Annotated in this window: 9 protein-coding genes and 3 pseudogenes; 3 read left to right on the top strand and 9 right to left on the bottom strand. The window is 66.5% G+C overall.

Annotated elements, in window-relative coordinates; all coding sequences use genetic code 11:
- Positions 1 to 372: 372 nt before the first annotated feature.
- The 5 genes and pseudogenes from fabV to AB0M18_RS04805 form a co-directional block, all read right to left on the bottom strand.
- A complete protein-coding gene (gene fabV, locus AB0M18_RS04825) occupies positions 373 to 1,581 on the bottom strand; it encodes an enoyl-[acyl-carrier-protein] reductase FabV (protein ID WP_365755358.1) in 1,209 nt (402 codons plus the stop codon).
- 283 nt (positions 1,582 to 1,864) lie between these two features.
- Positions 1,865 to 1,969 (bottom strand): annotated as a pseudogene (locus AB0M18_RS04820) (DNA mismatch repair protein MutT); the annotation flags it as partial.
- A 19-nt stretch (positions 1,970 to 1,988) separates the two neighbouring features.
- Positions 1,989 to 2,609 (bottom strand): DUF5753 domain-containing protein, encoded by a 621-nt coding sequence (locus tag AB0M18_RS04815; protein WP_365755357.1) that lies wholly within the window; start codon positions 2,607 to 2,609, stop codon positions 1,989 to 1,991.
- A gap of 106 nt (positions 2,610 to 2,715) precedes the next feature.
- Positions 2,716 to 2,811: pseudogene (locus AB0M18_RS04810) on the bottom strand (RNA-binding protein); the annotation flags it as partial.
- Positions 2,812 to 3,104: 293 nt separating this feature from the next.
- Positions 3,105 to 4,238 (bottom strand): hypothetical protein, encoded by a 1,134-nt coding sequence (locus AB0M18_RS04805; protein ID WP_365755356.1) that lies wholly within the window; start codon positions 4,236 to 4,238, stop codon positions 3,105 to 3,107.
- Between the two features lie 159 nt (positions 4,239 to 4,397).
- On the opposite strand from AB0M18_RS04805, the pseudogene AB0M18_RS04800 reads away from it, so the two are divergent.
- The 3 genes and pseudogenes from AB0M18_RS04800 to AB0M18_RS04790 all read left to right on the top strand — a co-directional run.
- Positions 4,398 to 4,754, top strand: a pseudogene (locus AB0M18_RS04800) (hypothetical protein); the annotation flags it as partial.
- A gap of 198 nt (positions 4,755 to 4,952) precedes the next feature.
- Positions 4,953 to 10,055, top strand: coding sequence for a hypothetical protein (locus AB0M18_RS04795; protein WP_365755355.1), 5,103 nt, complete (start codon positions 4,953 to 4,955; stop codon positions 10,053 to 10,055).
- 252 nt (positions 10,056 to 10,307) lie between these two features.
- Positions 10,308 to 10,436: a hypothetical protein gene (locus AB0M18_RS04790; protein ID WP_351848821.1), complete on the top strand. Its 129-nt coding sequence runs from the start codon at positions 10,308 to 10,310 to the stop codon at positions 10,434 to 10,436.
- A 317-nt stretch (positions 10,437 to 10,753) separates the two neighbouring features.
- Here the strand turns inward: AB0M18_RS04790 and AB0M18_RS04785 are convergent, their stop codons facing one another.
- The 4 genes from AB0M18_RS04785 to AB0M18_RS04770 form a co-directional block, all read right to left on the bottom strand.
- Positions 10,754 to 12,355 carry a hypothetical protein gene (locus AB0M18_RS04785; RefSeq protein WP_365755354.1) on the bottom strand — a complete coding sequence of 534 codons (1,602 nt, stop codon included), beginning with the start codon at positions 12,353 to 12,355 and terminating at the stop codon, positions 10,754 to 10,756.
- A gap of 70 nt (positions 12,356 to 12,425) precedes the next feature.
- On the bottom strand, positions 12,426 to 12,791 hold the full coding sequence (locus tag AB0M18_RS04780) for an ASCH domain-containing protein (RefSeq protein ID WP_365755353.1): 366 nt from the start codon (positions 12,789 to 12,791) through the stop codon (positions 12,426 to 12,428).
- Positions 12,788 to 13,903, bottom strand: coding sequence for a hypothetical protein (locus AB0M18_RS04775; protein ID WP_365755352.1), 1,116 nt, complete (start codon positions 13,901 to 13,903; stop codon positions 12,788 to 12,790). Before AB0M18_RS04775 ends, AB0M18_RS04780 begins: the two co-directional genes overlap by 4 nt.
- Complete coding sequence (locus AB0M18_RS04770; protein ID WP_365755351.1) at positions 13,900 to 14,400, bottom strand: ATP-binding protein; 501 nt, start codon at positions 14,398 to 14,400, stop codon at positions 13,900 to 13,902. Before AB0M18_RS04770 ends, AB0M18_RS04775 begins: the two co-directional genes overlap by 4 nt.

Here is a 14,400-nt window from a genome sequence, read left to right as displayed (position 1 = left end):
CGGCCCGCATCGGTAGGTGGTCCAGTGGGCGCCGACGCCGGGGTCGCCACCGCCGCGGCTCCACACCCACTGGCCGTTGACGACGCGGACCGGCATCGAGTAGGCCATGAACGACGGGAGGGCGGGGGCCGGGGGCGGCCGCCGGCTTGGACCGCCGGATCCACTGCTCGTAGTACGCGTGCACCTCCTCCCGGCTCCGGAAGATGCGTTGCACGTCCTCATCCGGGGATCCACGCCCACCTGACGGCCGGGCGAGAACGACCGCACCCGGCCCGCCCTGGACGCCGTTGCTCGGCGGCCTGCGGACCGGGTGCGGACTGCAGCGGCAGTGCCCCGGTGTCGTAGCGGTGGTGGGGCCACTCCTGGAGCGGGTCAGATGGTGAGAGCGGGCCAGGAGACGTCGGTCTCGACAGCGGCGGTGTAGTCGACGCCGGGGACGGAGAAGCCGTAGAGGCGGCGGACTTCGTCGCTGAACCAGTCAAGGTCAGCGAGTGCGGTGATGGAGCCGCTGGTGGCGGTGCTCCAGCGTTCGGCGACGGCGTTCTGCACGGCGGGGTCGAGTTCCCAGCTGTCGAGGCGAACCCGGCCCTCGTCGTCGAGGTCGAGCGGGCGGACACCGGTCAGCTGGTCCCACAGCTCCACCAGTTGGCCGATCGGGGCCACCATGGCATCCCCGAGGACGCCTCGCAGCAGCCCGAGGTACAGGGCGATGCCGGGGATGGCGGTGGAGGACTGGGTGACGGCGGCGGCGTTGACCGATGTCACGGCCCGGCCACCCAGCGTCTTGGCGAGGCGCTCGTCCAACGTGCGTGCGGTGGCTTCCAGATGGGACTTCGCGGCGCCGATGGTGCCCTGCCGGTAGATCGCCGCGGTGAGCGGCGAGCCGATGTAGGAGAGGGCGGCGGTGGTGAAGCCGTCGGCGAGCAGGGACCGGTCGGCCAGGAACGTGATCCACCGCTCCCAGTCCGTGCCGCCCATCACCGCCACGGTCTGCTCGATGTCGTCGCCTTCGGCCGGCGCGGTGGTGACCTCCTTCACCTCCGGGCCACCGTGCTCGTCGAAGACGAGCGTCTTGGTGGTGTACGGCGAGCCGATCGGCTTGAGGACCGAGGCGTACACGTCGCCGGTGTCCGGGTCGGTTCGGCGAGGCGCGGCCACCGAGTAGATCAGGTAGTCGAGCCGTCCCCCGAAGCGCTCCGCGAGGAGGTCGGCGACCTGCTCCTTCACCGTGTCGCTGAACGCGTCGCCATTGAGGAAGACCATGTCCCGACCGTGCTGTCGGGCGAGCCGGGCGGTGGCGGCGGTGCGATACCAGCCGGCCGTGCCGGTGCGCCGCGCGGGCGCCTTCTCGAAGCACACGCCGATGCCACGGATCCCGACACGGGCCAGGCCCGCGATCGTGGCGGCCAGGCCATACCCGGCGGACGAGCCGATGACCAGGGCCACCGGCCCTTCGCCCCCGGCGGTGACCGGGGCGGGGACGGCTTCCCACATCTCGTCCACCAGCTGTCGGCAGCCGCCAGGATGGGAGTCGAGGAACAGGAAGCCCCGGCTCTTGGGCGCAATGACGCGTTCGCTCACGGTGTGGTGTCCCAGGGGTCGTCACGGACAAGGACGCGGCAGCCCGCGGCCGCCCCGTTCTGCAAGTCTGCGGCCGTGCTCATGAGCACGGTGATCTTGACCGGCACAACGATGTCCAGTGGGGCTTGGAGGGTTCCCACTAGCTCCAGCGGGGGCGGCTGACGGCACCGAAGTCCCATCCCGCAGGGCCGGGCCGAGCCTGCCGACCGGCAGGAACGCCGACTCAGGTCACTGGCTCCAGCCGTCGAAGACGCGGTTGGTCGCCTTGTCGTGGACGATCGAAGACGCGGTTGGTCGCCTTGTCGTGGACGATGACGGCGGCGACCCGCAGGGTCATGGATTCGAGCGCCGGCTTGAGGGCGCTTCGGACTGCTGTGCGGCGCTCCACCGCTGGAGTGACGAACGGCCTACTGCCGGAGTGGGGTGTCGGCCCAGAAGGCGTGGGCCTTCTTCAGAAGCTCCTCGGCGGCGTCGCCGTACGATGCCGCACTGCTCAGCGCGGTGAAGGCTTTGTCGTAGAGGTCGAGTTCGCTCTGTTCCGTGATGTCCACGGAGGAGGAGACGAGTTCGACGTGGGCCCGGTCGCCGTCGCCGTAGATGTCGAACGCGTGGACGGGGAACAGGTCCACCCGTGCGGTGGAGGGAAGGATCCCGAGTGTGAGAGAGGCCAGGCCGAGCTCTCGCAGGAGGCGCTCGATCTGTTCCCGCATGATTTCGGGTCCGCCGATGTTCGTGTAGAGCGCCTGCTCCCCGAGGACGACGTCGTAGTGGTGCTCGCCGTCGTACAGCACCTGCTGCCGTTGCATGCGCTTGGCGACGCCTGCCGGCACGTCGTTCGGGATGCCGAGGAAGTCGACGACCTGGCTGAGGATCACGCTCGCGTATGCCTCGGTCTGGAGAGTGCCCCAGATCATCGTGGGCACATACGCCTTGCCTTCGCGCGTGCTCTGGTACCAGCGCACCACGTCGTCCTGAGTCGATTCCGTACCGGTGGACAGACGATCCGTCCAGCGAACTGAACTGGTCACCGCACCCCCTCCTGGGTGGTGCCGCCGGGGGGGGCGGCTTCGATGAGCGTTGCCGTTCCGGTCGAGGATGGCCCCGAGTGTCCGATCTTGTAAGAGCGGGAATCGGTCAGGCCATGCGCTTGATCTCGATGGCGAGGGCGCCGAGGGCTTCCTTCTCGGGGCCGTAGATGGTGCGGATGTTGGCGAGCTGCTGGGCGCGGGTGAGGTCCACGGCCTGGAGGGCCTTTGTCGACAAGGTGGGAGCCGAAGACCCAGTCGCCGCCCTTGACCATGACGTGCAGGGTGTCGTTCGGGCTGGTCAGGGCGAGTTCCTTGACCAGGTTGCGGTAGAGGGTGGCCAGGTCCAGGTACGCGTACGCGGCGTAGTCCGGCGGCGGGGGAACGGCATCGTGCGGTGCCGGCCCGTGCCTGGAAGGAGATCCGGGGCGGTGTCGGTTGCCTCGTTGGTGAGTCCGCTTGCCGTGGTCGACAGCAGAGCGACTTGACTCGGTGAGGTCAGCCCAGTGGCGGCCAGGGCCCGGCGAGCAGGCGTCCTGCCTCCTCGGTGATCTCTTCCGCCAGAGGTTCCCGGTCGCCGCGTCGGATCGCTGCCCAGTCGTTGTATGCCTCGGTCTTGTCGACCAGGGGCCTGAGCGTTTGCGGCCGGGCCAGGGCGCCCCACCCTTCGTACGTGATCAGGTCACCGCCGGCGCCGGGGTCCAGGCTGCCGTTCACGATGAGCCGGAGCCACCAGCGGACGAGTTCCCAGCGCGCCGCTTCCCACGGGAGGTCGGTGGTGTCGGCCGGGAGGTCCTGGAACAGGCCCAGTTCGTCAAGCACCTGGTCGAACAGTACGTCGGCCTGCTCGCGCTCGGCGCGTGCCAGGCCCGCGAGGAGGGGGAGGGAGTCCGTCTCGACGTCGAGAAGCAGGGCCGTGAGGCCGGCTTCGATGAGCTGCTCTGGGTGGTGCCGGCGGCCGATCAGGCGTTCCAGGGCCAGCATTCTGATGCAGTCGACGGCCTCCTGCGCGCTCCTGGCGTACGGCGTGAACGGCGTGGGCAGAGAGACGTCGATGCCTGGACCGCCCTCGACGAAGTACGACCAGAAGTCGACCGTCGAGTGGGCGAGGAAGCTCGAGGCGTGGCCGGCGAACTCGTGGTGAATGTAGTCGGCGAGGTCGTTCCCGTACAGGACGATGTCGGTCTGCCAGACGGACAGGACGGGGTGGCCGTGCTCGCCCGCCGTGCCGGGCAGGTAGCGGTGTCCGTAGACCGGAACCAGCTGCGGCACGCTCTCCAGCTCGGCCCTCGCGACGCCCAGTGCCTCGGATGTCCCGGCCGGCCTCGACGGCCAGCCGGGATGCCAGAACCCGTTGTGCTCCACGTCGAAGAGCACGCCCTCCACCGGCCACGCCAGCTGCTCGGCCAGGTCCTCGGGGTCGCCGTCGCGCCAGTCGGGCCACCGCGACGAGCCGTGCGGGAGCCCGGCGGAGAGGAAGACGCGGTGGTCCGCCGCGAACGTGAAGCCGAACCGTGTCTCGACCGCGTCGAGTTCCTGCTCGGTGAGCCCCGGTCCGATCTCGGTTCGGAGCGTGCCCTGAAGGGCACGGGCGGCGTCCAGAGTCAGTCGTGGGGGCGACGGCGTGTACACGCCTGCCAGCGTAGTGAGTGGTACGGCCGCACATGCCAGGAGGTTGTGTCCCGAAGCCCCTCCACACGACCATCGAGGGCTGGGTGGAGGGGCTCGCTTTGGCTCACCACGCATCCATGTGGGCAAGGCAGGTCACCAAGCTCGTCGGCGATGACGTCGAACTGCACCCGGAGGGCCCTCCAGGCGGAGGAGAGTGAGACGGCCGAGCGCGAGGACCGCAAGCCTGTCGAGCTGCCGCACATGGTGACCCACGACCTGCGGCACTTCTACGCCTCCGCGCTCATCGCCGGCGGCGCGGGGCGGCGCGAGCGTCAAGCAGGTGCAGCTCGTCCTCGGGCACGCGTCCGCCGTCATCACGCTGCGGACCCACGCCCACCTGACGGCCGGGCGAGAACGACCGCACCCGGCCCGCCATGGACGCCGTTGCTCGGCGGCCTGCGGACCGGGTGCGGCCTCTGGCTTCTCGCGAGGAAGGTCAGGCCTTCTTCGTCTCCTAGTAATGGGCCGGGTCGGTGACCTGCGGCGATGGTGGCCGCAGGTCGCTGACCTGGCCTTTTGCTGTTGGGTGGCGATGGGGTGCGACGGTCTTGATCGGGTGTCCTGCGGACTGTGTGCGGACTGGGCAGAGACTGATGCGATATCCCTTCACGGTTCTCGACGCACCGCTACGGTGAGCAGTGCGGCCACATATCGCACGATGCCACCGAGGAACCCATGAACGAGTCCGTTGCACCGGATGCTGCTGCTCGGTCCGAAGGCGAGATGGCATCTGGATCCGCCGCTGCTCCCCAGGATGCGACCGCTGGGGGTGCCACTGCCGTAACCGGTGGCACGGAACGAGGATCGAGCACCTACGCCACCGGCGGGGGCGGCGTTTCGTTCGCGCACCGCGTCGCGGCCGTCTATCTCGCCGGCATGTTGACCAGCGCACGACGGGCGGAGACGTCTGAGCTGCCGGTTCGGAGGGTCTCATTCCAAACTGGTCCGGCGCATCCGGTGGATGACCTTCTTGTGGAGTGCGGCGATGAGTCGGGCGAGGTCACCCTCGCCGTGGCATGCCGCGCGACGCCGGATTTCGTCCCGAGCCATGACGAGACGGTGAAGCTCGTCGGGTCGCTGCTTTCCGAAGTCGAAAGGTTCGACACAGACACTCACCAGGTCGCTGTCGCAACCGCCGGCCGGTCCAATCAGTGGGACCACCTAGCAACGCTCTGCGATATCGCGCGGGCTCATGCCGACCAGGAGTCGTTCCAAGCGTCCATGGCCGTCGACGGCCGCTGGTCGAAGCCGGTGCGTGAGCGGCAGAGGCATTTTCTGAAGATGGTCGAGAAGGTCGTCGAAGACGGCACAGTACCGAAAGAGATCCTGCGGCTGGCATGGCGGCTGCTCGGCCGGCTGCACATCCTCGGTTTTGCTGTCCAAAGTCCGGACGAAGGTGACCGCGCGGCAGTCGCAACGTCGCTGGACGGCGTGGCCTCAGCTGCCACCGACGGAGTGGGGGTCCGGAACCGGCTCGAGGTCGAGGCAACCCGCTACGACGCGACGGGCGCCGTGGTGGACGTCAAGGTGCTTCGCCGTGACATTCACGTGTTCCTGGACTCGGCCGCGACGCGAAGCCGGCACGCGTGGTCGGTGCTCGCCGAACAACGCAAGCTGGCTGTTGCCCGTGTGCGGACCACGATCGGTGATGAGACATCTGGAGGACCGGTCGAGATCTCGTTCGACGACCGCCGCGAGCAACTCACCGGGGCCCTGCGCGAGGCAGGTGCTCGTGTTTCGGCTCTGCTGGTGTCCGGCGAGTCGGGCATCGGCAAGAGCGCGCTGACGCTGTCGGCCGTCGAAGAGTTGGAAGCCGCAGACCCCGTTGGGTTCCAGGGGGTGGTGGTGAACTTCCGGGGCTTGCCGCAGTCGAGCTTGGAGTTGCGGGCTGCGCTCGGGATGTCGCTGGAGGATGTGCTCGCGGAGACATCGGCACCGTCTCGGGTCCTGGTCATCGATGCGGCTGATGCTGCCCTGGAGCGATCTTCCGGCCTGTTGAGTGACCTGGTGTCGGCAGCGGCTGCGGCGGGTGTGGGCATCGTCGTGGTGACCTCTGACGTGGCAATGGGTTTCGTGCGAGAACAGGTGGAGCCGGGGTTCGCGAAGTCCATTTCGTCCTTCGAGATGCGGCCGTTGGACGATGAGGACATCTCTGTCGTCTCGGACCACTTCCCGCTCTTGCGTAAGGTCCTGCGGGACCTGCCTGCGAACTCGCTGCTGAGAAGGCCCGTTGTGCTCGACCTTCTGGCTCGGACCGGGGCGGAGCCGGAAAGTTCACTGGGTGAGTGGGAATGTCTTGATCTGGTGTGGAGCCGGATTGTTCGCGGCGATGGGCGGCCCGGCGTCGGCTCGGCGGAGGCACGTGAACAGACGCTGCTCGCAGTAGCCGCAGAGACCATGAAGCTGCCCGAGGACCGTCGACCTCGCGCAAGCGTCGATGCTGCAGCGGTCGACGCGCTGCGTCGGGATCATTTGCTCGCACCACCGAGCCGATATCGGAATCAGCCGGAATTTGCACATGACGAAGTTCGGCGGTACGCGACCGCCATCCTTCTCGTCCGTGGTACAAGCCCCACCGATTTGCTGCAGGCGGCAGGAGCGCCTCGGTGGGCGCTGTCGGCCGCCATTCTTGCGTGCGAGGGGCTACTGAAAGCACCGGACGCTCGGCCTGTCCGAAAATTCATCGAACTGAGCTCGCAATTCCAGATGTTCGCGGCAGCACGCGGTCCCCGGTGGGCCGACGTTCCGGTGGAGGCGGTACTGGAGACACCATTCGGGTACAAATGCCTGAAGTCAGCGTGCACGGACCAGTCGGTCGGTTTGGTACTCGGCGAGGTAGTTCGAGTCGCTCAGCAGCGGCATAAGGTCAATGGGCTGGTCGACCGCCTGGTTGCGAAGCCCGTTGTGCAGATCATCCTCGATGACAAAGAGCCGTGGAACGTGTCGAAGGAGTCGTTTGAACTGCTCGCGGACTGGCTTCAATCCCTGTCCCTGGCGGACGTTCCGGCTGGCAACGAACTAAGAATCAGGCTTCGGGACCGTCTCCTTGCCTACTGGAACTCGTTCTCTCCCCGTAAAACCGACGGAGAGGCACTGTCCGGTGGGATGGCGCAGCGTCGGCGACGCCGACGCCGGCTGGATCACCATCTGGAGAAGGAAGAGTTCGTTGAAACGCTGGCCCTGCTCGGTCCGGACATCGATGATGCCGCCGAAGAGTGTCTTCGGGCTATCGCGGACGACGCGCCAGCGTCCCTGGCTCCGGCCGCGGACTCGCCGCTGAGCGCCCGAGCCTTGGCGCAGAAGAACCCAGAGCTACTGGCGGCGTTGATGGCGGCCTACTACATCGACGACGAGCCGAGGTGGCACCGAGATGAGGGTGTCCGGAGGCATCAGGGCCGATGGATAGGATTCGGACCACCGTTCTTCCAGTACTACTTCGGTGGATTCTGGCAGCTGTTCCAGACAGCTCCATTGCCGACATCGGTGCGGGTGCTGAACGACATTCTTAATAGCGGTGCACGGGCACGCGTAGCGAGGCTGTCGAGGCTTAGCCCGCCTGATGCATTCGCTGGGTCCATCCACGCCGGCAACGAAAGCGTAGACGCCGACACGGAAAGCGGAGAAGGAGAAAAACGCGGTGCGGTCCTGAACCTTGACGGCACCGCCCGCCTGTATGTCGGCGACAGTCATGTGTGGAGCTGGTACCGGGGAACGTCAGTTGGCCCCTACTCGGCCATGAGCGCACTCCAGGCGATGGAGCGTCTTGCCGACACGTGGTTGAGCCAGGGTGCGTCACCGAGATTGGTTGTCGAGGCACTTTTGAACGGCTGTGAGAACCTGGCCATTCCGGGGATGCTATTCGGCCTGCTGGTGCGTCACATTGAGAAAGTCGGCACCGAGCTCGACCTTTTCCTCGCCGAACCTGCCGTATGGGAGCTGGAGTTCGGCCGCAGGACGAGTGAGTACGTAGGGCTGCGTGCGGCAACCGAAGGGCTCGCAAACCTTGAACGCCGCCAGTGGACACCGCGTGAAGTAGCCATGTGGCTGATGGTGAACGGCGGACAGGAGCGTAACCAGGCTTTGAAGAAGGTCGCCGACAAGCTCGTCGAGAACGGCGACCGACTGGGAATCAGCGAGGAGCGTACGAAGAACTGGGCCGCAAGCCTGGACTCGGAGCAATATCGGGTTAAACAGCATGGGGATGAGGTTTACATCGAGGTCGAACCACCGATTGAGCTGCAAGCAGCGCAGGAAGCGCACGAGGCTCACCAGGAGGTCGTGCAGACCAGCCTGCGCCTGCAGAATCGGTACTGGGGCTCGGCCAAGCACGACGCGGAGTACGGTCCGCCCTCGTCGGAAGAGATCGCCGCGGACCTGGCGGCAGGACGTGCCTTGATCGAAGTCGATGAAGACCTGATGCCGAACCGGCCTGTGGACGCTGTTGCCCACGTCGTCCGAGCAGCGGTCGAACGAGCCGCCGCCGGCGATCTGGAGGCGCTGGGCTGCGAAGCGCAGTTCGCGGCCGAGTTCGTCCTCGGCATCGCGTCATTGTTCCAAGACGCCGAGAACCAGGTCCATGAGGACCAGTACTTCGACCTCAGTGCCGACCGAGCTGTGGCTCAAGCCCTGCCGGCGTTCCTTACACCCGCACTGGCCGCACCGCTGGAAGCGGCCGGCGGCTCGGCCGAAGATGTTGCCCAGGTCGGCCTTGCGATGGCAGACAAGGCGTCCTTGGAGACTCGGCTGTACCTGGCGCGTGGATGCGATGTCGTCTGGGGCTCTCCGTGCCACTTCGACCCCTGCATCCACCGGACCGCCTTGAACTGGATGCTCGAGACCGCTCGTGGCGCAGAAATCGGTCCCTGGGACCAGGACGGCCAGAGTCGGTCGAAGGCCCGGATCACCGGCGACGTTGTTCAGCGCCTCCAGGAACTGCCGGGCGACTCGGTGGACATCGCGGTTCTCGACGCGGCCGTTCGCGGGCTCGGCGCAGCCTCGTCGGCAGAGCACTGTTGCACCGACGACGCGGTGACGCTCCTCGCCGCGTTTCTCGACGTCGAGCGACGGGCCATGGTCACGCAGGAGAAGGAGGGCTGGTCCGCGGACGACCGCGGCATGCACAGCCTTGTTGCCGCACGGGCTCTGCTCGGAGGGTTCGCGAAGAACCGCGACGCGGGGCCGCTGCTCGATCACCTCGATGTTCTTCGCGTAGATGCACAGCTGATGTCGCATTTCCTTCACGGCCTCGCCGCGGCAGGCGCAGAGAACGAACGCTTGGCCGAAGCTGCCCGAGGCGTCTGGCCGTCGCTGCTGCGCCACGCCCTCGGCTACCTGAGTGACACCCCGAGCCCCTACCGCGACCACCACTGGGGGGACTGGGCCGCCGCCGCTCTGCTGCCGAGCCCGCTTTCGTGGACACAAGGCATGTACAACGAGGTCGCCGGCGAGCCCATCGACTGGGTGCGCGCTGAGGACTTCGTTGAGTCGATTGACGACTGGCTGCCAGCCGCTCACGGAGAGGCCATGCCCCTCGATGCGCTCATCCGCATCCTTCGGAAGCTGCCGAAGGAAACGCAAGCGACTCGTGGCGTGTCCTGGGTGTCCGACTTGTGCATCCAAGAGGGGCGTGTCACGGTCAAGTGGTCCCGGCTTTCGGACGACTGGCTCAAGGAGATCCGCAGAACGGCTGAGGAAATCGACGAGCTGGACAGCTGGCAGATGCTCGTCGATTCCTTCGTGGTCGCCGGAAATGAGCGCCTGGCGCCGTACAGCCGGTGACGCCGCAGGGGCCCTGTCCGGCAGTGACAGCGACAACACCGAACTCGATGACCTCTGGCACCGGCTCGCCGGTGACGTCCTCGGCGTCGGGCGCGGCACGGCCCGGATCTCGCCCAGCGCTCGTTTCCCCCTGGAGAAGGCCCCTGCCTTCCTTGGCGAGGGGTCGGCCGGGAGGTCGTCGAACTGCCGGGAACCGTGACTGTCCGCGATCCCGGGCCCGTCATGGCCCACGTGGCTTCGCACCGAGCCTGGGTGGATCAGTACCAAGTGCCCTTCGACGCGACCGCCGACCGTGCGCGCGTCCTCGTCGCCGGTCACATCGCCCGTCACGGCGCGTACGAGATCACTTGCCTCGGTGGCGTCCTCGTCCGCAGCAGGTGAGGGGCTCTGGCATCTTCCCCGTCTTCTCCCGTGGGTCCCGGGGACGGCGGCGGCCCGCGCCGGGGTGTCCGGGCGGGCTGCTCCATTCGATCTCTGGCCTGCGACGGGCCAGGAGGGCGGGAGTAGCCTGGGTCCGGCCTTCCTGGTCTCCGTAACGGGGCGGGTCGGTGACCTTCGGTGATGATGGCCGAAGGTAGCCGAACGGCCCTTTTGCTGTTAACTGGCGATGGGTGCGACGGTCTTGATCGGGTGTCTTGCGGACTGTGTGCGACTGGCAGCGCCCCGGCCCCGCCCGGCGGTTGCCCATCAGGGCGACCTTACTCTTGCTGGGGCTTGGGTTCGCTCGCCCATTCGCTCAGACCGGTCAGCATGGACAGAGCTGATGTGAAGAAAGTCTTGACGGCTGCCAGTCCCCGCAAGTCGCCGAAGACCCTGGTGAGTGTCTTCTCGTAATCGCTGCTCTTACGGTGAGCCGTCGCCTTCGAACGGATCTCCTGGAGGTTTCGCAAGAACTGGGTGTCCCGTTCGGCATGCGGGTAACCCTCCTGCTCCATCCAGCGCTTGAACTTCGAGATGCCCTTCTCGTTATCAATGCGGTCCGGCAGACGCTTCTGGATCTCCCGTTCATTGAGGGCGTCAACGAAAAGCTGGGTCATAATTCGAATGCTGGACTCGAATTCTGCCTGTGAATCATTCAAGGGTAGGCGTAGGCGCTGTAGAAGTCCTGCATCGGCTTCCTCGGGCTTCCGGAAGAGCTCCCACCCGTAGACCTCCTCCCATGTGCGTCTGAAGGTCAGGTAGTTGGAGCGAACGAGTAGGTCCTCGGCGGTCGGCTCGGCGGGCTGCCCCAGGAATGCTCGGCGAATCAGAGTCTCGCTAGGTGGGCCGTCTTCTGCGACATTGAAGCTGCGCCAGTAGTCCCGCTCCTGCCTGGGTAGATCGCGACCAAGGTCTCCAAGAAAGACGACGACGTAATCCTGGGCACTGTTATCGAGTCGCAGGCCCCATAGTGATGCGCAACTGAGATATCCGTCCGATACGGTGTAGAGTTCAGGCTTATCGTAGTACTTCTGCAGCACTTCCCGGCGAAAATATACGGGCGTGAGGTAGTGTGGAGCATCGGGGTTCGCTCCGAAATAATTACTGAGAGAATCGGGATTGCAGCTGTATCGAATCTCATCGCCATCGGAGTCCGTCGCAATAATGAACTCCGGAAAGTGGGAGTCTTCTTCCTCGAACGGCCAGATCCCACTCTTCTCGACCGATGGCGGCGGAACTACTCGGGTGCCGAGGAGGCGGGTAAATTTTCCGGGTCCGACTCGGTCTCCAGGGTAAAGGGAGATTCGTGCGGTGTCCGTGGTCAGGTCAAAGGCTTCGGGAAGCGCGTCATCTTTCTCGCCGATGCAGACGGAATCCACATAGAGGATCAGGTCGTACCCTTGGGCAGCCTGGAATTGGCGCAGCAGTTTTGTGCGGACTTCGATCTTGCTGGCGGTCAGCTTGACGGCGGCCAATGAAGTGCCGTCATCCAGAGGCTGCATGAATTGTGCGCTGAGCTCATCCCAGTAGAGATTGTGGTATAGCCGAAAGTGTTCGGCTAGCTCTCGGGTCGACGGTACTGCTCCGTGATATTCCCGGCACAGGACCAGCGGCTCGATGCCGTCTTCGGTGCTGCTGCGGAAGTACCTGGTTACGATCTCGCCGTTCTCTCGGTGCTGCGAGAAGCCGGGGCGAAAATCGCTCATACTCACATCCCACGATGGAGATTTGAGGATTCTCGTGCGCATCGCAGCCGGAGCGAAAGCGCAATAGATTCCGCCATTTCCGTTCTGCTCGTGCCAATCTTCGTACACAGTTGTCCACGAGCCCTGCTCCATCGAGGTGAAGCGCCTAAGCATCTCTTCTTGCCGCAGGTCCATTTGCGCATATTAGGTGCGACCGCCGGTTGCGGCAATAGGTTTACCTGGTGTTCGTTCTTGCGCTCTAGGGTCAAGAGTCTGGTGTCGAGATCCGTCGGACCTGAATGGCGAGTGCGCCGAGGGCTTCCTTCTCGGGGCCGTAGATCGTGCGGATGTTGACGAGCTGTTGGTCGCGGGTGGCGGTCGGGTTGACGTTGGACGGGCCTTCGCCGTCTAGGAGGGCTTCGAAGCCGGGGTACTCCGTGACGCGGAGGACCTCGACGTCGCAGTTCTCGTTGGTGTCCTTGATGCGGAAGCGGATGGTGTCGCCGGCGGTGAGGTCGGCGAGGTGCGGGTACTTGACCCGCACCTCGATCGTTTTGGTGCCCGCGGCGACGAGCTCGAAGTACTGGCGGTAGAGGTTGAGCTCGCGGACGCGGGCGGTGCGGTCGGTCATCGGGAGGGAACGCTCCTGGGGGACGGTGCGGTGATCAGGCGGCCGATCTCGGCGGCCGAGTACGAGCGGAAGAAGTGGCGGGGGTCGGAGAGCAGGGTCTCGGCCATGGCGAGCAGCTGGTCGGCGTACTCGGTGACGGTGCCGGGCCACTGCCGAGTGTCGAGCATCCAAGGGGCGGCGCCCTCGGGCAAGGGGGCACGGCCTTCTCGTATGAGGGATTTCGACAGCTTGGCGCCGGTGTCGGTAACGACCTGGGGGCAGAACAGGCGGGCCGGGAGCTGGGTGCGCGTGAGGCCCACGGCCTGGAGGGCCTCGTCGACGAGGTGGGAGCCGAAGACCCAGTCACCGCCCTTGACCATGACGTGCAGGGTGCCGATGGGGCTGGTCAGGGCGAGTTCCTTGACCAGGTTGCGGTACAGGGTGGCCAGGTCCAGGTACGCGCCGGCGGTAGGCGTGATCGCGGCCTCGTGCGGACCGTGGTGGAGGCAGACGGCGGAGACCACCGCCGACTCGGGCCCGGTGAGGCGGACCCGGGTGCGTTCGGCGTGCTTCTCAGCCCAGCCACAGTCGGGGTGAGGGCAGGGGACGCGGAGGTGAGGAGTGCCGGTGGAGGGGGCGAGCCACCAGCGGGCGGCGTCAACGCGGGGGAGCAGGCGGAGCCAGGTGCGGCGGTAGTGCTCGCTGGCCTGCTGCTGGGTGTACGTCTCGATGCGGTGCGGGATGCCCAGGTGCCTGGACAAGGCGGTGAAGAGAGGCTGGTAGAGGGCGGCGACGAAGTCGTGCAGGGCCTGCTCGCCGAGGGCCTGGGCGTAGGCGCGCTGGTAGCGGTTACCGCTGGCCGGGTCGGTGGCCAGCTCGTACGGGGCGTTGTCGAGGGCGCTGAAGAGCACCTCGGTGGGGAGACCAAAGCGGTCGCGCAGGCGGGCGGCCATGGCGAAGGCCAGGGACTGCACGAGCGAGGTGCCGATGTGCGGGGCGCCGTTGATCTGGGTGCCGACGACCAGCACGATCCGCTCGGGCGGGGTAGCCAGGATGCGCGGGGTCAGGACGTCCTCGGCGTGGTGGAGGGCGTTGGCGAGAACGGTGTTCGGCGAGACGGGGTGCGTGGTCACGAGGTGTCTCCCTGGGGGCCGGTGGTGTGGGGCGGCAGGGGAGCGGCCCCGTTCTTGGCACGGTCGAATGCGGCCCAGACGCACTTTCCGGGGCCCGTCCGCTCCTTCACGCCCCAGCTGTCGGCGGTCGCGGCGACGATCAGCAGACCGCGGCCATCGACGGCGGACTCCTCGGGAACGCGCTTCGTCGGCCTCTTCACGCCGCTGTCGTGGACCTCGATCCGCAGCTCCGCGTCGAGGGACTCGACCCGTACCAGGACCAGCCGGCCCACGGGGACCCCGTGCAGCACGGCGTTGGTGACGAACTCCGAGGTGCACAGCCGCATGTCGTCGAGGCGGCTCGTCTCACCCCATTCGGTCAGCGTGGCGGCGACGAAGTCGCGAGCGGTACGCGGTGTGGTCCGGCGGCGAGGGAACAGCATGGTGCGGTGCCGGCCCGTGCCCGGAAGGAGGTCCGGGGCGGCGTCGGTCGCCTGGTTGGTGAGTCTGCTTGCCAT

Origin of the sequence: Streptomyces sp. NPDC051909, assembly GCF_040681095.1 — a bacterium.
Taxonomy (GTDB): Bacteria; Actinomycetota; Actinomycetes; order Streptomycetales; family Streptomycetaceae; genus Streptomyces.
Note: the sequence above shows the minus strand (reverse complement) of the source record. Positions and strands in the feature narration are given on the sequence as shown.

Coding starts and splice junctions, on each gene's coding strand:
- AB0M18_RS04785 (WP_365755354.1), bottom strand. CDS start 12,355: ATGGACCTGCGGCAAGAAGAGATGCTTAGGCGCTTCACCTCGATGGAG.
- AB0M18_RS04795 (WP_365755355.1), top strand. CDS start 4,953: ATGAACGAGTCCGTTGCACCGGATGCTGCTGCTCGGTCCGAAGGCGAG.
- AB0M18_RS04780 (WP_365755353.1), bottom strand. CDS start 12,791: ATGACCGACCGCACCGCCCGCGTCCGCGAGCTCAACCTCTACCGCCAG.
- AB0M18_RS04770 (WP_365755351.1), bottom strand. CDS start 14,400: ATGGCAAGCAGACTCACCAACCAGGCGACCGACGCCGCCCCGGACCTC.